Origin of the sequence: Bradyrhizobium nivariense (assembly GCF_029846695.2) — a bacterium.
Lineage (GTDB): Bacteria > Pseudomonadota > Alphaproteobacteria > Rhizobiales > Xanthobacteraceae > Bradyrhizobium.
Genome location: NZ_JARWCR020000005.1, coordinates 137047 through 157598, shown reverse-complemented (window position 1 = coordinate 157598; position 20552 = coordinate 137047). Strand labels below are relative to the sequence as shown.

Below are 20552 nucleotides of genomic sequence, written 5' to 3'. Positions count from 1 at the left end.
AGAAATCTAGGCGCTACAGCGACGCCGCTCAGGAACCGCCGTTAAACGTCTTAAACATTGTCCTTGAGTCTTCCTCGGGAATATCAGTTCTCTGTCTTCCCATGCATTCCTTCAGCATCAACGTTGCGACGGTATCGCTGGGAAACGCATTTAGGACGACGCGGTAGGCGTGCTCCGCCGCCGCGAAATCCCCGGCCTCAAATTTCTGTGAGGCATGCCAGGTCATGGCAATCAGCTGCTCGTCGCCATCGCGGCCCCTTAACTCCGGATCGTCGCTGGCGCTCAGAGCAAGCAGCTCATAAATCATGAAATCGGTTTTGCGGCCCTTCACCTGAACCCGCTTTAGCGGTCGCGCCAAGATCTCTGACCGTACCTCCTCATACATGCTGTCGCTGATGCAGATGGTGGTGCCAAATAGCTTGTTGATGCCTTCGAGACGAGCTGCGACATTTACGCCGTCCCCGAGAGCGGTGTAGCTCAACCGGGCTGACGAGCCCACATTGCCAACAAGGACGGTTGCACAATTGAGTCCGATCCTGATCCGGATCCGCGGCCGTCCCTCCGCCGCCCAGACATCATTGACGCGCTCCATGCGACGTGCAGCCCGCAATGCGCCGGCACAAGCACGCAACACATGATCCGTGCGTTGAACCGGAGCATTCCAGAACGCCATGACGCCGTCACCGATGAACTTGTCGACGGTCCCACCTTCTTTCGAGATCGCGGCGGATACTTCCTCAAGATAGGTCGAGATCTGGACCAGCAAATCGTCAGGGGTCAACGTTTCGGAGTGAGTCGAAAAATTTTCCAGGTCGGAAAAGAATATGGTGAGATATCGCGACTCGACTCCCAAGCTGAGCGGAATGCCCGATTTGATGAGCTGGCGGACCACATCGAGCGGGACGAAAGAGGAGAACGATTGGAGCGAGGTGCGAAGCAGGGCTGCCGCGGATTCTAGTCTCGCGATTTCCCGGATGTTGGACTGCCGCGATATGGGGGCCCCGAATTGCAGACTTTCAATGGCTTGCAATTGCTTGGATACGTTTTCGACCGGCCGCGACAATCGGCTTGCCGCTATAAAAATAAAGAACAATTCGGTGGCGGTGAGGATGATGATGACCACCATGATCACACGATTGGTCGCTTTCAATGTGCCCACAAAATCGTCAACCGGCGTCAGTGTGATCACTTGCCACGGTTGGCCGAACCCATCGGGGAAATTGGCAAACGCCGCGATCACATCCTCCTCTCCGTTCCTCAGGGACGTGAAGATGAACGTGTCGTCATCGACCCCGGCGTGCCGACGATAGGCCTCCTGCAGGTCCGGATCGCCGACATCGGCCAGGTTCGCGAGTTTGAGCTTGTTGTTCTGGATCCGGACACTCTCCTGCATATTCGGAAAGGCGATGATATTGCCGTTGCGCCGATCGGCGATCACAGTAGTGCTGCGAACGCTAGTTCTATGCTTATCAAGAAAACGCGACAGCACATCCATGGTGATGTTGGCCGAGGCACATCCAACGAAATCGACGCCGCGATATATCGGAACACGAAGCGATAGAATAGGAAAGCCCGTATCGGGATTGATCGCAGGCTCAGTGACCGCGAGCGTTCGCGTCAGCTTGGCCGTCTGATAGCCCGGTAAAGTGCGAATATCCACGTCGGTGCCAACATTGTATTCGCCGACTTGATGGGGCCAGATGTCGAAGAATTTGCGATGGCGAACCCGCGAGAGCCCATAGGTGATCGCGTCGATATAGCTGGAGTGCCAGTTGGCCGCCGCCGGAATTTGCGGATCGCTTCGTCGGCGATCCTCGTCGATGCGGGTGACAACTCGATGATAACCGTCATCAAAGCTGACATAGACAGCGTCAATGTGCGCGGCGGAGGTCAAGGCGCGGTACAACACATCGCGGCTTTCCTCGGTGCGGAAATAGCCGGGATCAGCGGCCGAGACCTCGGCGAGAAAGCGCAACAGACTTTCGGTGCTCTCGATCAATTGCTCGGTGCGCTCGACCGCTGCCTGGCTGGTCTGAACTACGGCATCATTCAAGGTCGCAACGATCGCAGCCGAATTTTTCGTATAATTATAGATCAGGATGAAAAGGAGAATGGGAATGCTGAGGCCAACGAAAGCCAGGGACATGATCAAGCTTAGCCTTGGCCGCCCCAGTGCCGCGATCAGGGGAAACCCTTTCAACCGGGCCACTGCCGGCCGCAATGAGGCGCGGATTCGGTAAGCAAGCAGACCGATAACGGCCAATCCGACGCCAAGGAGCAGCATCGCGGTGAGCAAGCGCCCTCTGAATTTTTCGTCTCTGTCCCATATCAGTCCCGAGGGCACTGCATCATCGCTGAGCATGCCAAGCCTGCGATAAGTCGCGGCGACAGCCTGCCAGCGCTCAACATTCTGCTCGCCGATATGTGCGGCGCCCCGGCGCACCAACGTATCCGTGCGAGCCGCTTCGAAAAGCAGAGCCTCGCGGCCTTTTTTTGCCGAATAGGTCTTAAGAATCAGGTCGACCGTCGCCTCCTTGTGCGCCAGCGCATAGGCCCAGCCCTTTAGGCTCGCTGCCCGGAATGCAGCCACCCGCTCCGGGTGGGCCACCACCTGTCCTTCTGAAGTACATAGATTGTCACCATAAAAGTCGACTCCGTACTCCGTTGGGGAGAAGGAGCGATACGCCGCACCGAGCTGTTCAAGCACAAACGGTTCGTTGGTGCTGTACGCGACCATGGCATCAGCGCGACCGGCCAGGAGATCACGCGGGTCCCCCCTATGGTCCATTCGTGGTAGCGCCGTATAATCTATCCCTTCGTGCTTCAGCATCGCCGCGATTTCATCGCTACCTGGCGCGTCCATCAACGTGCGGCCGCGCAAATCCGAGATGCTGGTGATGTCGGCCCGGCGCGGCACCAGAATGATGGCCGGGGAATGTTGAAAGATAACGGCCAGCACGACCAGGCGGCGACCCTTTTCCCATTCACGGAGAACGTTGGAACTGCAGACGCCGAAATCGGCCTTTCCGCTGGCAACGTCCTCGGCCACCTCAATATCGGGACCTCCCTCGCGGACGAGGACGTCGAGCCCGGCTTCGCGATAGAAGCCCTGTTCAAGCGCGGCGTAGTAGCCCGCGAACTGGAATTGGTGCTTCCATTTCAGCTGAAGGGAAACCCGATCCAGCGCGGCAGCCGGATGCGCCGCCAACGACATCAAGCAAGCAGCCGCCATCGCTCCTATCAGGAAGGCTTTCTTCAGCGATGCTGCACGTCCAAGCGATTGCTGGTCGACTGTCATCGAAGCCTTTACTTCGGCAGCTGTCGGGACTCCCGGCATTGAGACGATTGCATTCGAAGTTGCGTCGCAGCAACTTCGTTCGTCCGCACGCGCATCTGTTGCTTTGAAGACGTCGCCCCGGGAGTTCGGGGCGACGTCTTGGTGCTGCATGCCGCCCTACTTGGCGATTGCAGCTTGCGCGGCCGCGATCTTCGCCTTCACGGCATCGAGATTGAAGCTCGCTCCCCTTTGCATGGGCGGAAATTCAATTGCCGTCATAGCCAGCTTCTCCACGTGCTGCTGGACAAACACGAAGCGCCAGAATTCGTATTTGAACCAGTCGAAGTATTGCTGCGCGCCCTCCTTGGTCCCGCTATTTGGCCAGCCGGTGCGCTCGAAAGGATCGAGGCGAAGGTTGATCAGGTACGGCACGTCAGGTTTGGTTTTTTCGCCGAGCCAGCCTCCGGGCTGGTCGATAAAGCGATACTTGAAGTCGTCGATGCGCACGGCACCAAGCTCGCTTTCGCCGAAGTAAAAGATCTCGTGCCGGTTCGACGGCCCCTTGCCCGTGATCATGTCCATCTGGTTATAGCCGTCGAGATAGCACTTGTACGTCTTGTCACCGATCTGTTTGCCCTTCCTCAGCTCTTCGGCGATATTCGGGTTGCCGGCTGCCGCAACAAGGGTCGGAAACCAATCCAGCCCCGAGATGATACCGTTCTCGACCTTGCCCGCCGGCACCTTGCCCGGCCAGCGGATCATGCAGGGCACGCGGAATCCGCCTTCCATGACGGTGCCCTTGCTCTGCGCGAAAGGCGTTTGTCCGCCGTCCGGCCAGGTGAAGACCTCGGTGCCGTTATCGGTGGTGAACACCACGATCGTGTTATCATCGACGCCCATATCCTTGAGTTTCTGCATGACGATCCCGACGTCGTCGTCGAGCTGCGCCATGCCGGCCTCATGGATGGTCCAGCCGTTCTTGGAGTTCCGCAGCGCTTCGTACTTCGGCGACAGATGCGTGACGATGTGCATGCGGGTCGGATTGAGCCACAGAAAGAACGGCTTATTGTCGGCCTTGGCCTTGTCGATGAACTTCAGCGCGAGGTCACGGATTTCGTCGTCAACGGTTTCCATCCGCTTGGGATACAGTGTCCCCGCGTCCTCAATCTTCTGCTTGCCGACTTTGCCCCAGCGCGGATCCTCGGTGGGATCGTCGACATTGGTCGCGTAAGAATGGATCATGTTGCGTGGACCGACTGAATTCAGCAGTTCCTGCGGATAACCGGGATGGGCCGGATCTTCCATCGCGTCGAGGTGGTACAAATAGCCGAAGAACTCGTCGAAGCCGTGCACTGTCGGCAAAAATTCGTTTTTGTCGCCGAGGTGGTTCTTGCCGAACTGGCCGGTGGCGTAGCCCATTCCTTTCAAGGCGGTAGCGATGGTCGCCGCCTGTGCGGGTATGCCTGTGGGAGCACCGGCCTGACCGACCGTGGTCATGCCGGTGCGGATTGGCAACTCACCGGTGATGAAGTTGGCGCGCCCCGCCGTACAGCTGGCCTCGGCGTAATAGTCGGTAAACAACATGCCCTCGGCGGCGAGCTTGTCGAGATTTGGCGTCCGGCCGGCCATCAAGCCGCGGTGATAGGCACCGATGTTCCACATGCCGACGTCGTCACCCATGATGACGACGATATTGGGCCTCTGCCCCGCCGGCCCGGGCGCCGCTGTCGGCTGCTGGGCTTGCGCGGAACCTGTGAGTCCGGCAACTGCAAAGGCCGAAGCTGCGACGAGGGAGCTACCGCTCAGCAGCAGATCGCGGCGTTTCAAACCTGTGCTGGGTGGTGGCGTAATACTGCTCTCGGGATTTCCCGGAATCTTGTCGCGGCTCATGACGTACTCCTTTTTCTGGCAATGCAACGGAAACCGACGTGGCTGGCAGACGTATCGATCGGCTCGGCATGACGCGCTGCCGGACGATAGCGGCGGCAATAGTTAGGCGCGCAAAGATGCGAGCCGCCCTTAAGCACCTTGCGCGGAATTCTTATCTTCGGATTTCGGGGGTCGTAGCTCGCAATTTCGGGCCCACCCCGCGGATTTTGCGGAATGCAACACGCCTTCGGCGCATCGGCCTCGTGCATCGGCGAATACCAATCGGCGGTCCATTCCCAGACATTGCCGATCATGTCATGCAGCCCGTAACCGTTGGCCGGAAACGTTGTGACCGGCGAGGTGCGCTCGAACCCATCGGTCGCGAGATTCTCGTGCGGGAAATTACCCTGCCAGGTGTTCGCCATATGGTTGCCGCCGGGGACTAGCTCGTTACCCCAAGCGAATTCGGCACCGTCCAGTCCGCCACGTGCGGCGAACTCCCATTCGGCCTCGGTCGGCAATTCCTTGCCGGCCCATTTGGCATAGGCTTCGACATCACGGTAAGCGACGTGCACAACGGGATGATTCTCGAGCCCGCGTAGGTTACTGTGCCGTCCGTATGGACGACGCCAATTGGCTCCGAACTTGAACGTCCACCATTCGCTCCAATGGCGCAGGTCCACCGCTTGCTGCGGCGGTGTAAAGACGAGAGAGCCGGCCTTCAGCATGTGCGGTAGTGCGCCAGGATAGTCCTTCGCATCGGGTGTCAGTTCAGCGAGGGTGACGTAGCCAGTCGCGTTGATAAAATCTCGAAATTGGCGATTGGTGACAGGCGTTCGGTCGATCCAAAATCCGTCCACGGTAACCCGGTGGACTGGCGCCTCCTCAGGATAGTGATGCTCGGAACCCATCCGAAAAGTTCCGCCGGAGATATAAACCATCTCCTGGTCCGCTGACCCCTCAACCGTTTGCCCGGAAAAACATTTCGCACCGGTGAAATTCATTTCATCTCGCCCCTCGACTAACCTTATGGCTGTGTCACGGACATCCGATGGTTCGCGTTCTTACTCGAAGGCGAATATCCGCTTCCAGTCATTCTTCATGTCGACCACCGTCCATCGATTCACCGCTGCGGCGTCGAGGGCCATGTCCAATTTCCCGAAGTGGGATTGGCGGTCGTAGGCATATTCGCGCCCGGCGTCAGTATGGTGGACGAGCAAACCGAACCGCGCGCCGGGGGCGAGCGTCGCCCATTGAAGCATTTCAAGGTCTCCATCCGAGTTGCCAAACGCGGCGATGGGGCGGCGGCCGATATGTTCATTGATTGCGATTGGCTTACCGGCCTTGTCATCGATGAAATTGATCTCGGGCAACCGGAATAGGACCGGGGCGCTGTCGCGCATCTCAAACCGGGTCTTGATCGAGGATCCGACCACCTGCTCTGGAGGGACGCCGTAGATGGCATCCGTCCACGGCCGCATGAACTCAACACCGCCGCCTGAAACGATGACAGTTTGGAAACCGTTCGCCCTAAGGTAAGCGAGCAATTCCAGCATCGGTTGGTACACCAACTCGGTGTAAGGTCGTTTGAAGCGTCTGTCGCGCGCCGTGACAAGCCAATCCGTGACGATCGTCTCAAACTCTGCCGTCGTCATACCGGCGTGGGTGACCGCGACCAGTTCGGCAACGCCCTTTTCGCCGGAAGCTGCGAGCGCGTTCAGGTCGCCGTCCAGCACCGCCGCGAACGGCTGCTTGTCTTTCCATTCCGGATGCATCGCGGCCATGCCTTTCACGCGGTCGAGCACAAAGGCAAGCTGCACATACATCGGTTGTTCGATCCACAGCGTGCCGTCATTGTCGAAGGTTGCGACCCGCTGTTGGGGCGGCACGAAATATGGGCCGCCCTGGTCCGTGACGCGCCTAACGAAGTCGACGATAGATGTCTTCGCCGAACCGTCATTCCAGGAAGGCAACGGATCGCGCTGGGATTGCGCCAGCGCCGACCTGGAGTGTAGCGAGGCTGAAAGCAGCGGAAGCATCGCCAGGGAAGAAAGAAGGGCGCGCCGATCCAGGTGAAAAGATCCAATGATTGGATTCACACGCGTCTCCATTTGCTCTGCAAACGGCATAAAAATGTACGACCATTCGCAGCGAGAAGAATCTCGTACTGTTGAAATTGGTTTGAAACCGCGACCAGCTTGATACGAACATGTTGCGACGTATCCAGTTTCGGTAGTTGGTTCTTTGAAGGACGGTAGGGCTTACAGAAAACGAAGCGGCACACTTCCGCGTTTTGATCTAAATCAAAGGATGGCCGCGTAGGTAAAAGATCCCGGATCACGATCCCAATCGCGCCCGGCGAGACATCGACGGCCAGCAGTCGTGCCGCTGATTTCAGACACGATTGCTGTTCGAGAGCCGACAAGCCGGCGGGTTTGTTGGTCTTAGTATTTTCTGACGATGGGCTTTGTTGTCGGAGGCGCTCCGGGCGCGGGCGGAGAGATCGAACCGACGCTCAGATCGAGCCCGGCCCCCAGAAGCGAGTGGATCATTGCTGCGGAGCAGATCGCAGCGAAGGTAACCCAGGTATTCCAGCCCGATGGCCGGTTTTCGGCAGCGAACTCGCCATAGGCCTTGAAATTCAGATAGCCCTGCATGTCGCCAACCGGAAACAAGAAACCGATTTGCGGGCCGATGCCAACTACCTGGGACTGGAAGCAGCCGACACGGTCACCTGAACCGCTGTCCACAGCCGAGCCCCTTGTATACATAGCCCACCAGACCAACCATGACCTGCTTCGACAGAAATTGGGATGCACCCCAGTCGAAGTGCATGTCGACGCCGTGCCGTTTTCGTCGGCGAAGGCAGACTGAGCAGAAAGCAATAGAGTGGACGTCAGGAGGGCTGCAGAAATAACTCTGCGTCTATGTGCTGGGATTGAGCGCTCGCTTTTCGCAGCAGCAAGCGCGGCTCTCGCCGTCACATTGTGCCCCCAAAACTGTTCGCCTGGAAGTAGAATTGTACGCCAATGTACGGCTTAGGCAAGTAGCAAGTAGCAAGTAGCAAGTAGCAAGTAGCAAGTAGCAAGTAGCAAGTAGCAAGTAGCAAGTAGCAAGTAGCGAGTTCAGCCATCACCGAATGGCCGAAAATAGATGAATGGAATGACGAAAGCCATAGCGCAAAAGGATATGGCGGAGCCGAGCGGACGATCCGCATGCGGCCTCTGGCAGACGGCTAAAGCGCGATGAGATGAGGATGAATCATCATCGCGCTTTAGGTTGTTGTTTGAGCATGATCTTTTCGGAAAACCGCTTCGCACTTTTCCGGATCATGCTTTAGCTCCCTCGCACCGCCCAGCCGAGGATCATCTAAAGCAAAAGCCCCGGCGGTTTCCCGCCGGGGCTCTCGTCAGGTCTTAGACCGAACTTACCAGTTGCGCTGAGCGCGGAGGAGCAGAACGACCGAGTTCTGATCCTTGAGCTCGTAGGTGGCGACCGGCTTGGCGGGAACCGGGATCAGAGCTGCCGGGGTGACGATACCGGCATACTTCTGGTCGAGGTGGGTCCAGGCAACGTCAGCCGAGAACGTCAGGTTCTTGACCGGGGTCCAGCGGGTGATGACACCCACCTGTCCGACCGCGAAGTCCGGGTTACACGAGGTCACGCCGGCAAACCCAGCACCGATCACGCCACCACCAGCACCACCGGCGCCGCAAAGCGTGGTCTTGGCCAAGGTGCCGAACTGCGCCTGAGCGTAAGCACCGTAGATCGCGGTGTTCCAGTACGGATCCCAGTTATGGGTGTAAGCACCGCGGAAGCCCCAGGTCTTGACGGTCTCCTGCGAAGAACCGCCGCCCGCCGACGTGAACACGGTATCCGGAGCCGAGGCGAAGCCAAGGCTGCCGTAGGCGACGCTCGAGCCGCCGAACATCGCGTAGCTGCTGCCCGCGAGGTTCTGGAAGTTGTAGCGGGTCGCGCCGTCGGTGTAGACGCCCGAAATGTTGATCACGTCACCCGCACCAGTCGGGATGTTCTTGATCGACAGAGCGAGCTGGACAGCCCAACCCCATTTGTCGTCGGGGTGGCCAGTCGGCTCGGTCGCACCGTAGTACGCGACGTGGTTGTCATGCGCAGCCACCGACGCCTGGAAGAGACCCCAGGCCTGGTCGACACGCACCATACCGACGAGGTTCGGCGAACGCGAACCGCCGATGGCGTTGGAGCCGTAGGCGGCACCGAGGACGCTGGACGCGGTCGCACCGGCCAAGTTGAGGTTGCCGGCCTGATAGTAAGAGGTCGCATCTTCGGCCGAGAACGACGCCGTCACGCCCTGACCGAAGTCAGCGGTGTAGCTGAACTGGTTGACACCAGTGACCGTGCCGGAACCGCCGACGAGACCGTCGAAGTTGTTGCCGGGATAGTTGGTCCAGGGCGCGTCGAACTGCGACACGGCCTTACCCATCGTGAAGCCGGCGAACTGGATGAAGGCGTAGTACACGCCGAGCGAACCGCCCGAGGTGTTGCCGTCGGTGCCGTTGACCGAGCCACCGCCCGAGCCAAAGAGCGACGTGGTGGTCGCACCAGGAGTCGTGGCCGTAGCCAGCGCGCCGCTATAGGCCGTCGTACCCGTTGCACTGCCGGTGCCGACGTAGTTGCCGGTCGTCCACGAGAAGACGCCATCGAAGAAGGTGCGGACCACGCCGTATTCGGTCGCGGTGCGCGTGTCGATGTTGAGGTCTTCACGAGCGCGCGCCGTGTAGTAGTTCGTCAGGCGGTTGCGCGCGCCGTTGGCACCCTGGGTCGAGACGTTCTGGTTCAGGGTGAAATCCGAGTTGGTGCCCAGCGCGACTTCAGCGCGCAGGTAACCACCCAGCTTGATGCAGGTGTCGGTGCCCGGGATGTAGTAGAAACCCGCACCGTACAGGGAGCAGATCTTCACGTATTCGACCGCTTTGGCCTTCACGGGGAGATCGGCTGCCTGCGCTCCGCCAACGGCGATCAGACCCGCCGCCGAACCGAGCAAAAGGCTCTTAACCAACTTCATGTTAAACCTCCAAGTTTGCCATAGGGAAGGTTCCGGATCCGCTGGGTGAAGACACCCTAAGGTTGGTTCCCTTGTCCCTTAAAATTCACCGCTTAGTCGCTTCGCGCCTTCGGACACACCCGCTGAACGCGAGGGACTTAAGCGAACCACCTAAAACGGGACGACCTCGGGATGCCCCCCTCCGTCGCTCAGTCACAATTACCGAACGCCTTTGCACACACAACAAGAGAACGCCTCAGAACGGGCCAATGGAGCTTGTTTTCCGACGGGTGTTGCACAAATAACACGCAGATGTGATCAGAGCGGCCTCGCAACATATTGATTCTATTATAATTTTTGAACAGGTTCGATTTGCCACCAAAAGTTCCGGCGGCGCTCCCACGTTCACGGAGAAGCCTTGCTGCGGGTCTGACGCGCCCGAATCGTGGAATCAACCAAGGACTCACCGCGGCCCACCACCCTTCGGGAATTGGCTGGCCTGACCATACGACTGCGGGCGGAGGCCGCTACGTATCAATATGAGTTGGAACGCTCCCGTATGGCCGGTCAAAGGTCCGCCACGGGCGAAAGCAGACAAAGCAGACGAAGTCCGACGTCCGGCTACCTGGCTCCAGATCGCTCTCGAGGGAAACACAGGCAGTGACTGCCAGCCTTGGCCACGGCCCAGTCGCGCGACGGAGCGTGAGGACCGGCTGCGGACAATCGACGTCGTGCGACGGTCGTCCTCATCCGCGCGCTTGAACTTCGAGATGATCTGGCGGCAAGCCGGCCTGATGTCGTTGATACATAGCCTCGTAAGCTGTCTCCAGCCGCCTTGCATAGAGCGCCGCATCAAACAGTGCTGCGGTCAGGCGGCTCCCCTGCAGCCTACCGCGAATATCCGCCAGCTTCTGTTTATCGAGCGCCAAGTCGATCGCCAGGGCTTCATAATCCGCACGCGTTCGTGTGATCAGCTCAGGCAGGCCGACGGCGCTAAGCAAGCTCGCCGCCACGCGACCTGCGAAACTATTCCCGATATGGGTCACGACCGGCAGACCAGCCCATAACGCATCGCTGGCCGTCGTATGTGCGTTGTAGGGCAGCGTGTCCAGGAAGAGGTCGGCGAGGCGATGGCGCGCCAAATGTTCGGATGATGAGTCAACGCGCCTTGCAAACACCAGGCGATCCGGGTCGACGCCCAGGCCCCTGGCTTCCTTCCGCAGATTCGATTTTGCGATCTCCCCCACGTCGGACAACCACAAGACCGACTGGTCCACGCTTTTCAAGATATTCATCCAGCAGCCAAAGACAGCCGGATTGATCTTGTAGGCATTGTTGAAGCAGCAAAACACAGTCCATTCCTGCCGCAAATCGTGATCAGCCCGATTGAGCGCAGCTTCGTCGATTTTCCCAACGTGATTGTCACGCGGCATAAAGCTGCCGGGCAAGCGAACGACCTTCTCGTCGAAGAACTGGCTGTTTTGATCTGGCAGCACGACGTGATCGGCAATGATGTAGTCGAATAGCTCCCTGCTCCCCAACGTTCCGGCAAATCCAAGATAGTTGACGACGATCGGAGCCGGACTGGACGCGAACAACGACAGCCTGGCATTCTGCGTATGGCCCGCAAGATCGACAAGAATATCGATCTGCGCATCGTCGATCGCTTTCAGGACTTCACTGTCGATCTTGTGCTGACAATCGATAAAGCGATGAAACGACCTTTCGAGCCGCCTGCGCAGATCGCTCTCGTCATCCGGGCCGATTGAAAACGCATACGTCTCGAAGCGGTCGGGATCGTGACTCTCGAAGATCTCGGCGGTGAGGTACCCGACCGGATGCTTGCGAAAATCGGGCGAAACATATCCGACCCGAATCTTGTCGTGGCTGCGGATTTCACCCCCTGGCCTCGTTTTGGCGAAATGCGGGAGCTTTGCCTTCACCCAGGTCCTGGCGCACAGGAGCTGATCATCAGGAGAATCCGTCAAAGAAAGCAACGCAAAGGGAGAGCTGTTGGCCTTCCCTAACCGTATTGCTGCCGTCAACTGAGCGATCTCTTCGTCCAGATTGTCCCAATTGCACAGGTTCATCTTTGCAAGAAGGCGCAAACCCTCGATGCCCTCCAGGTCAGGCCTGATCGACACCGCCTTGTCATAGGCGACAAAGGCTTCGTCATAGCGCCTGAGCTCGGTAAAAACATTGCCCCGGCCAATCCAGGCCCCCTCTGTGTCGGGCTTGATCGCGAGCGCCTTGTCATAGGCGGAAAGAGCCTCCTCATAGCGCTTCAGCCCCCACGCAACATTGCCACGACCGAGCCATGCCTCGGCGAGATCTGGCTTGATCGACAGCGCCCGGCCGTATGCAGCGAGTGCATCGTCATGACGCTTGAGCTCGGTGAGAACATTGCCGCGGCCAAGCCAGGCTTCCGCCAGATCGGGGCGGATCGACAACGCCCTGTCATAGGCAGCGAACGCTTCGTCAAGGCGTTTGAGATCGAAGGACACGTTGCCCCGACCAAGCCACGCGTTCTCCAGGTCGGGCTTGATCGTGAGCGCCCTGTCGTAGGCTGCCGACGCTTCGTCGTAGCGCTTCAGGCTCCAGAAAAGATGCCCCCGGGCAACCCACGCACTCTCGAGATCAGGCTTGATCGCCAACGCCTTGTCATACGCGGCAAGCGCCTCGTCATGGCGCTTGAGATCGGTGAAAACTTCCCCTCGGCCAACCCACGCACTCGGGACATCCGGTTTGGCCGACTGTGCCCTGTCGTACGTGGCAAATGCTTCATCGTACCGCCTGAGATTCCGGAGCGCATTGCCTCGACCAAGCCATGCCGTCTCCAGGTCAGGCCTGATCGACAACGCCTTGTCGTAGGCCGCGAGGGCGTCCTCGTAGCGCCTGAGCTTCTCGAGGCAACCGCCCTTGCTTGCGTAGGCATCGGCAAAGTTCGGATTGTAGAATGTCGCCTTGTCGAATTGCTCAATCGCTTCCCCATAGCTTCTCGCGAACTCGGCAAGGATCGAACCTCTGTTGTGATATGAAAGAGGATTGCGCGGATTCACCGCCAACGCGCGCGTGAAATAGGCCAGAGCCTCCTGAGGTCGATTCAGGGATTTGAGCGCATATCCATAATTGCTGAGGGCTTCGTCGCTGCTTCCGTTCAGGACCACGGCCGCCCTGAGATGCACCTCGGCCTCGGCAAATCGACCTTGTACGAGCTTCACCACCCCCAGGAGATGTTCGACTTCGAAGATGTTCCTGGACGCTTTTGCAATCTGCTGCAGTATTCTTTCCGCTTTGACCAAATCATGGGCGTGAAAGGCTTCGACAGCACGTCGAAATTTGGTCTGCAGTTCACCCGCCAAGCCCATTCCTCCCTCAGGACGTCCGGTCAATCATACCATCGGCTCCGACATTGCAAGGTCTGCGCGACCAGGCTGCGGTTGCAGGGGGCGGCGGTTGAGGACTGGACGAGGCCGCCGGCAGCCCTGCTCCGCTTTGGAACCACGGCGAGGCCCGGGAGCCGACAGAGGGCCACGGGCGTCGAGACGGGCCACCGTCCTGATCGCTGCGGGATCGTCGCCCTGGTTTGGGAGCATTGGGCATCAGCGGGGCGGCGGCTGACTGCAGAAAGCAACGACAAATCAGTCGCTTAAGGGTACATGGCGGAGACGGAGGGATTCGAACCCTCGATAGGCCTTTACAAGCCTATAACGGTTTAGCAAACCGCCGCCTTCAGCCACTCGGCCACGTCTCCAATATGCCGGGTATGCCCGACCCGGGGGCGAGCCGCAAGCGGCAGAATTAAGGTCGGTGCGTTCTTTCACCTGAAAGCGACCGCCGAACGCCGCGAAAGCCTGGCGCAAGGATCAGCGCGGCCGACGCAGCCCGATTCGCGCGCTCCTTATATATGCGTGTCCGCATCGGGTGGCGGGATCGCCCATGCGAGAGGCAATCGGCACCGCGGCCGTCCGAGTTCCAGATCGCAGTCGTCGTGCGCGATCGGAATCGGTGGCCATTGACCAACGTCTGTCATTCTCGTCGGGTCGCTTACGCCGCGCCGGTCCAGATGGCGGCACGACGATGAAGCTTGATTCAGCGCAACCAGACTCACAGGTGAAAACTCGGGCCCGGACGCGAATCTCCGCTCAGTGAGCGGAGACCCACGCCCTCGCCTCGCGCTGCGCGGCCGAGATCTCGACGTCCGACATCTGGCCGGCGACTTCCTGGCGCAGCGTCACGGCGTCCTTGCGGCCCTTCAGCGCGGCGAGGTTGAACCATTTGTGCGCGGCGACGAGATCGACGAGGCCGGAGCGTCCGCTCGCCCAATAGATCCCGCGCTCGAACAGCACGTCCGACAGCGCGCCTGCGTCGATCGGCGTCGCCGTCTCCAGATCGAAAGTACCCTGAAACATAACGCATCCCCTCTTTTCTTGTGCCGCCTCGTCCCCCGAGCGCGGCTCCCGTCCAACTCTGATCCGCATGCCCCTTCCCGGATCATGCGCTGTTCAACTCATCCCCAAGCCCTTGTTGCCCAAGTCTTGTTGCCCAAGTCTTGTTGCCCAAGTCTTGTTGCCCAAGTCTTTTTGCCCAAGTCTTTTTGCCCAAGCCGTTTGCCGGCTTGTTGGAGACGATGATGGCGGGCAAATTTGAATGGCAGTTTAAACATCGCAATGAAGCAGACGTAAACGCGCCCGCGCCAGGCGAGCGCGACAAATACAAGAAGCCCCGGTTTTGCAGGCACTTCTGCAATTCGTCAGATTCGGTTTACCTTGGGATTTTGGGAGAACGATAACCATCGCGCACGGTGGCGCGGATCCTGTGGTGTCGCCCGCCCGCTGTCGTCACCCGCCTTGTGCGCAATTGCGCACTGGGGCGGGTGACCCGGTATTCCAGAGACGGCAGTCATCCATCGAGAAGCCGCGGCGTATTGGATCGCCCGGTCGGAGCCGGGCGATGACACCGCAAATGGGGAAGCGACGCGCGAACAGCGTGCAATTGCGCCGCAGCCTCCCTGCTCAAGGCAGAACAGCCACGTCGCGGTCAGATCAGCAATGTCGGGATAAGGGAATGCCGGCAATACCCCGGCCTCAAGAGAACGAGGGCGTCGGCGAACACGTCAGGACCAGATTCCACGTTGGCCCGAAGGCCACTTGTGAAATTGCGGAGCCCCTTACGGTGAACCGCACCGAACGAAGAAAACTTGTTTCTTCTGCCGGACCGGCCTTTGGCGAGCGAACCCGCGAAAGTGAACGATCCGACCGTTGACCTGATGTCTCGCCGACACCCTCTATCGTCGACCAGAACCTTCGAGAAGGCGCTGATGACGTGCCGGCTCTCTAGGAGCCGGCAACTTCAAAAAGCGAAGTTACTTCTTCTTCGCGACCTTGCGGGTCTTCTTCGCAGTCTTCTTCACTGCGGACTTCGCCTTCTTCGCCTTCTTCGCCTTCTTAGCTTTCTTGGCCATGTTGCCCTCCGATGTGTGAGATGGCTTAATCGCTGCATGCAGTCGGGGATCGAGTGCACACTCATCCCGAATACACCAACACAACGAAAAAAACAGCGTCTCGCTTAAAGAAGTGTTGACGACGCAACGCGCCTGCGCTTGGCGAACGCGATGCAAGCGAACTGCATGACGTGTGCTTGCGATCGCGGAGAGTGCCCGCAGCATCAGCGTCTGCGAGAGATGCAATTGCAGGAAACACTATGCAGCAAGTATTTTTCTGCACGCGCGCATCGCGCGTGATCGACGCGATGACGTGCATCTCCAATCCCGCGACGACCTCGCGAAGGCGCTTCGCGGACTCTGAGTCGCGGCTTTTGGCAACGAAAATATTTTCATGATTAACGGCGCGGGCGCTCGTCAGAGGGTGTGCAAGTCGCCGTTTTGCGCGAATCGCGTGACGGCGATTCGGTCGGCGTATCGCGGTCGATCAGGATGAAGTTTGCCGCCGAGGATGCGCGCGAGCGTCGCATCGCGAACTGAAAGCGAGGTGACGACGCGTGTCCGTCACCTCGTTCGAACGCGCGAGGTCAGATGCCGAGCTTGGACTTGAGCAGGTCGTTGACGCTCTGAGGGTTGGCTTTGCCGCCGGACGCCTTCATCACCTGGCCGACGAACCAGCCGAGCGACTGCGGCTTGTCCTTGACCTGCGCCGCCTTGTCGGGATTGGCCGCGATGATGTCGTCGACGACCTTCTCGATCGCCGAGAGGTCGGTGACCTGCTTCATGCCGCGGCTTTCGACCAGCGCGCGGGGATCGCCGCCCTCCTGCCAGACGATCTCGAACAGATCCTTGGCGATCTTGCCGGAGATCGTGCCCTCGCCGATCAGGTCGATGATCGCAGCCAACTGCTCGGCGCCGACCGGAGAGGCCGTAATATCCCTGCCCTCCTTGTTGAGACGGCCGAACAGCTCGTTGATGACCCAGTTCGCGGCGACCTTGCCGTCGCGCGCGCGGTTGGCGAGCTTCTCCAGCGCGGTCTCGTAGAACACCGCGCTCTCGCGCTCGGCGACCAGCACGCTCGCGTCATAGGCCGACAGGCCGAGATCCGCGACGAAGCGCGTCTTCTTCTGGTCCGGCAGCTCGGGGAGCTCAGCCTTCAGCTCGTCGACGAACTCTTGGCTGAACTCCAGCGGCAGCAGGTCGGGATCGGGGAAGTAGCGATAGTCGTGCGCCTCTTCCTTGGACCGCATCGATCGCGTCTCGCCCTTGTTGGGGTCGTAGAGCCGGGTCTCCTGATCGATCGCGCCGCCGTCCTCGAGGATTTCGATCTGACGCCGGGCCTCGTACTCGATCGCCTGGCCGATGAAGGTGATCGAGTTCATGTTCTTGATCTCGCAGCGGGTGCCGAGCGGCGCGCCCGGCTTGCGCACGGAGACGTTGACGTCGGCGCGCAAGGATCCCTTCTCCATGTCGCCGTCGCAGGTGCCGAGATAGCGCAGGATCGAGCGCAGCTTGGCCACATAGGCCTTGGCCTGCTCGGCGTCGCGGATGTCCGGTTTTGATACGATCTCCATCAGCGCCACACCGCACCGGTTGAGGTCGACATAGGACATGGTCGGAGATTGGTCGTGCAACAACTTGCCGGCGTCCTGCTCCAGATGCAGCCGCTCGATCCCGATGGTGGCGGTCTTGCCGCCGTCCAGTTCGACCACGACCTCGCCCTCGCCCACGATCGGCGACTTGTACTGGCTGATCTGGTAGCCCTGCGGTGAATCCGCATAGAAATAGTTCTTGCGGTCGAACACCGAGCGCAGGTTGATCTGCGCATTGAGGCCTAATCCGGTCCGGACAGCCTGCCTGACGCATTCCTCGTTGATGACGGGCAGCATGCCCGGCATCGCCGCGTCGACCAGCGACACGTGGCTGTTCGGCTCGCCGCCGAATGCGGTCGACGCGCCCGAGAACAGCTTCGAGTTCGAGGTCACCTGCGCATGGATCTCCAAGCCGATGACCATCTCCCAATCGCCGGTGGCGCCTTTGAGAAGCTTGTGAGGGGTGACGGATGCGTTCATGGCTTTACTGGTCCCTTGGCTGCTCGCCTTTCACCCGCTTCGAGAAGGCCGTTGAGCGACCGAAGCACGTCGGCCGGCCGGCGCAGCGCGATCTCGGGGCGGCCCATCACCTCGATCTCTCCGAACAGCGCGTCGACCTCCGGCGAGGAGGCGAACACGAAGCCGTCGAACGAGGTGCTCTGCTCCTCGAAATCGCTGGAGATCTCGACCCGATAGCCATGCGCCTTGAGACGATCGACGACCTCGTAATGGAGGGCCTGCGAATGGGTGGCAATGAAGAGATAATCGACGCGGCGCTTGGTGAGCACGCTCTCCGCGCCTTCCAGCATCTCGATCTCGAAGGCCTGGATATCGGCATGCAATATGTCGAGATGCTTGATCTTCCTGTCCCTGAAGAAGGCGTCGACCTCGAATTTGCCCTTGCCGACAAAGGCCTTGACGAACTCGCCCCGCAGTCCGTTGCGCGCGAAATTATCCTGACCGGTCTTCAGGCAGGCGGGGTCCGGCTCAACCAGGATGACCTCTGCCTTGGGCCGCGTCTTCTTGAGCCACATCGAATAGTGGCCCCAATAGGCGCCGAGCTCGATCATCGAGGGCGCCTCGCCCAGCCGCTTCAGCAATTCCTGGAAGACATATTCTTCCAGCGGCTCGTGGACGCCGCGATTGATCACAAGCACGCTGCTGAAGGGGCCGTAATAGGCTCCGGGCCCGATGCCCGGAACCTTCAGGCCGTTATGCAGATAGACCTGATCGCCTTCGACGAGGCCTGCCATCGGGACGCGTTCGATCAGAAGGTTGAGGGGATCGGAAACGATCTCGCGAAAACGGCCGAATAAATCCTCCGGCTTCGCCTTCGGCCCCGTGAAACCAGGCTCGCTCATGCGGACGCGCTCCCACCCAGCGCATCAGCGATGCGCTGCCATTCTGCTTCAAGGGAATCCTTTGCCACGGGCTGGCCGGCCTGGCGGTACCAATAGCCGGCATTGCCGAGGTCGCCCTCGACCCGGTGCAGATAGGCGTGCACCCGGGCAGCCTCGCGGCTGCTCTCGTCCTGGACGATCTTGTGCGCCTGGTCCCAGTCGCCCTTGGCAGCCCACCATAGTGCGGCGAGCGGCGCGCTGAGATCCGGCGCAGGCGCGGCGCCGTCGAGGCTGGCGATATACGCCGCCATGTTCACCACCATTTCGCCGGCGTGAAGCGGCCGGCCGCCTGCTCGATCACCTCGCCGAGCGAGAACAGCGTCTCCTCGTCGAACGGACGGCCGATCAGTTGCAAGCCGAGCGGCAGGCCCTGCGCGTCCTTGCCGGCGGGCACCGCGATACCGGGCAGGCCTGCCATGTTCACGGTCACCGTGAAGATGTCGTTGAGGTACATCTCGACCGGGTCGGCGCCGCCCTTCTCGCCGATGCCGAAGGCGGCCGACGGCGTCGCCGGCGTCAGGATCGCGTCGACGCCCTTGGCGAAGCAATCCTCAAAATCCTTCTTGATCAGCGTGCGCACCTTCTGGGCGCGCAAATAATAGGCGTCGTAATAGCCGGCCGAGAGCACATAGGTGCCGATCATGACGCGGCGCTTCACCTCCGCGCCAAACCCTTCAGCGCGGGTGTTCTCGTAGAGCTCGTTGATGTTCCTACCCTGCTCGCGCAGGCCGTAGCGCACGCCGTCATAGCGCGCGAGGTTGGAGGACGCCTCCGCCGGCGCCACGATGTAATAGGCCGGCAGCGCGTATTTGGTGTGCGGCAGCGAGACCTCGACGAGCTCGGCGCCGGCCGCCTTCAGCCAGGCCGCGCCCTCGCTCCAGAGGTTTTCGATCTCGGCCGGCATGCCGTCGAGACGGTATTCCTTGGGTATGCCGATCTTCATGCCCTTCACGGACTTGCCGATCGCGGCCTCGTAGTCGGGCACGGGGATGTCGACCGAGGTCGTGTCCTTCGGATCGTGGCCGGCCATCGATCGCAGCAGCATCGCGGCATCGCGCGTGCTGCGCGCGATCGGACCGGCCTGGTCGAGCGAGGAGGCAAAGGCGACGATGCCCCAGCGCGAGCAGCGGCCATAGGTCGGCTTGATGCCGACGGTCGCGGTGAACGCCGCCGGCTGGCGGATCGAGCCACCGGTATCGGTCGCGGTCGCGCCCATGCAGAGCAGCGCGGCCACCGCAGAGGCCGAGCCGCCGGACGAGCCGCCCGGCACCAGCGTCGTGTTGGAGCCGTCGCGCCGCCAGGGATTGCCGACCGGGCCGAAGCACGAGGTCTCGTTCGACGAACCCATCGCGAACTCGTCATTGTTGAGCTTGCCGAGCATCACCGCACCATCGCGCCAGAGCTGCGAGGTGATGGTGGACTCGTAGGTCGGCACGAAATTGCCGAGGATTTTTGAGCACGCCGTGGTGCGCACGCCCTTGGTCGCGAACAGGTCCTTGATGCCGAGCGGAATGCCGGCGAGCGGCCCCGCATCGCCCTTCCCGATCCTGGCGTCCGCTTCGCGCGCCATGGTCCGCGCCTGGTCCGGCGTCTCCATGACGAAAGCATTGAGCGCGCGCGCGGCTTCGATCGCGTTCAGATGCGCGTCGGTCAGCTCGAGTGACGTGAAAGTCTTGGCCGCAAGGCCCTTGCGGGCCTCGGCGAGCGTCAGCGATGTCAAATCGGTCATTTATTGATCGGGCTGCAGAAGAACGGGGACAGGGTCTTGTCGTTGGCCGGGGCGTCTTTTTTGGCGGCCGCTTTCGCAGCGGCCTCGATCTCGTCGAGCACCGCATTGACGGCGACGTTGGGGTCGGCAGCCTTGCCCTGCCGCTCCATCTTGTCGAGATAGTTCATGTAGGCCTGATAGGCCTTCTCGTCGTCGCACAGCATGCACATCGGACTTGGT

Annotated in this window: 12 protein-coding genes, 1 tRNA gene and 1 pseudogene; all 14 read right to left on the bottom strand. The window is 60.3% G+C overall.

The genetic code is table 11. The features are described 5' to 3' along the window. Positions 1–28: 28 nt before the first annotated feature. The gene (locus QCM77_RS06765; protein WP_279682512.1) at positions 29–3298 is read right to left on the bottom strand and encodes an ABC transporter substrate-binding protein; all 3270 of its coding nucleotides are present in this window, start codon (positions 3296–3298) and stop codon (positions 29–31) included. Positions 3299–3454: 156 nt separating this feature from the next. Next, positions 3455–5167, bottom strand: coding sequence for an arylsulfatase (locus QCM77_RS06760; RefSeq protein WP_279682511.1), 1713 nt, complete (start codon positions 5165–5167; stop codon positions 3455–3457). Continuing rightward, entirely contained in the window at positions 5164–6150 is a 987-nt protein-coding gene (locus QCM77_RS06755) for a formylglycine-generating enzyme family protein (protein ID WP_279667509.1), read from the bottom strand. The genes QCM77_RS06760 and QCM77_RS06755 overlap by 4 nt, the downstream gene beginning before the upstream one ends. Before the next feature lie 60 nt (positions 6151–6210). Next, on the bottom strand, positions 6211–7185 hold the full coding sequence (locus QCM77_RS06750; RefSeq protein WP_279682581.1) for an HAD family hydrolase: 975 nt from the start codon (positions 7183–7185) through the stop codon (positions 6211–6213). Positions 7186–7590: 405 nt separating this feature from the next. Then, positions 7591–7990, bottom strand: a pseudogene (locus tag QCM77_RS06745) (transporter); the annotation flags it as partial. 583 nt (positions 7991–8573) lie between these two features. Beyond that, entirely contained in the window at positions 8574–10190 is a 1617-nt protein-coding gene (locus QCM77_RS06740) for a porin (RefSeq protein ID WP_279682510.1), read from the bottom strand. 725 nt (positions 10191–10915) lie between these two features. Beyond that, positions 10916–13531 carry an O-linked N-acetylglucosamine transferase family protein gene (locus QCM77_RS06735; RefSeq protein WP_279682509.1) on the bottom strand — a complete coding sequence of 872 codons (2616 nt, stop codon included), beginning with the start codon at positions 13529–13531 and terminating at the stop codon, positions 10916–10918. 298 nt (positions 13532–13829) lie between these two features. Further along, positions 13830–13923, bottom strand: a tRNA-Ser gene (locus QCM77_RS06730). A 391-nt stretch (positions 13924–14314) separates the two neighbouring features. Continuing rightward, complete coding sequence (locus QCM77_RS06725; protein WP_279667504.1) at positions 14315–14581, bottom strand: hypothetical protein; 267 nt, start codon at positions 14579–14581, stop codon at positions 14315–14317. A 1618-nt stretch (positions 14582–16199) separates the two neighbouring features. Further along, positions 16200–17684 (bottom strand): Asp-tRNA(Asn)/Glu-tRNA(Gln) amidotransferase subunit GatB, encoded by a 1485-nt coding sequence (gatB, locus tag QCM77_RS06720; RefSeq protein WP_279667502.1) that lies wholly within the window; start codon positions 17682–17684, stop codon positions 16200–16202. Beyond that, positions 17681–18565, bottom strand: a complete 885-nt coding sequence (locus QCM77_RS06715; protein WP_279682508.1) for a class I SAM-dependent methyltransferase — start codon at positions 18563–18565, stop codon at positions 17681–17683. Before QCM77_RS06715 ends, gatB begins: the two co-directional genes overlap by 4 nt. After that, positions 18562–18867, bottom strand: coding sequence for a hypothetical protein (locus tag QCM77_RS06710; RefSeq protein ID WP_279682507.1), 306 nt, complete (start codon positions 18865–18867; stop codon positions 18562–18564). The genes QCM77_RS06715 and QCM77_RS06710 overlap by 4 nt, the downstream gene beginning before the upstream one ends. Then, positions 18858–20333, bottom strand: a complete 1476-nt coding sequence (gene gatA / locus QCM77_RS06705; protein WP_279667499.1) for an Asp-tRNA(Asn)/Glu-tRNA(Gln) amidotransferase subunit GatA — start codon at positions 20331–20333, stop codon at positions 18858–18860. Before gatA ends, QCM77_RS06710 begins: the two co-directional genes overlap by 10 nt. Further along, positions 20330–20542 carry a hypothetical protein gene (locus tag QCM77_RS06700; protein WP_279682506.1) on the bottom strand — a complete coding sequence of 71 codons (213 nt, stop codon included), beginning with the start codon at positions 20540–20542 and terminating at the stop codon, positions 20330–20332. The genes gatA and QCM77_RS06700 overlap by 4 nt, the downstream gene beginning before the upstream one ends. Between the last annotated feature and the right edge of the window lie 10 nt (positions 20543–20552).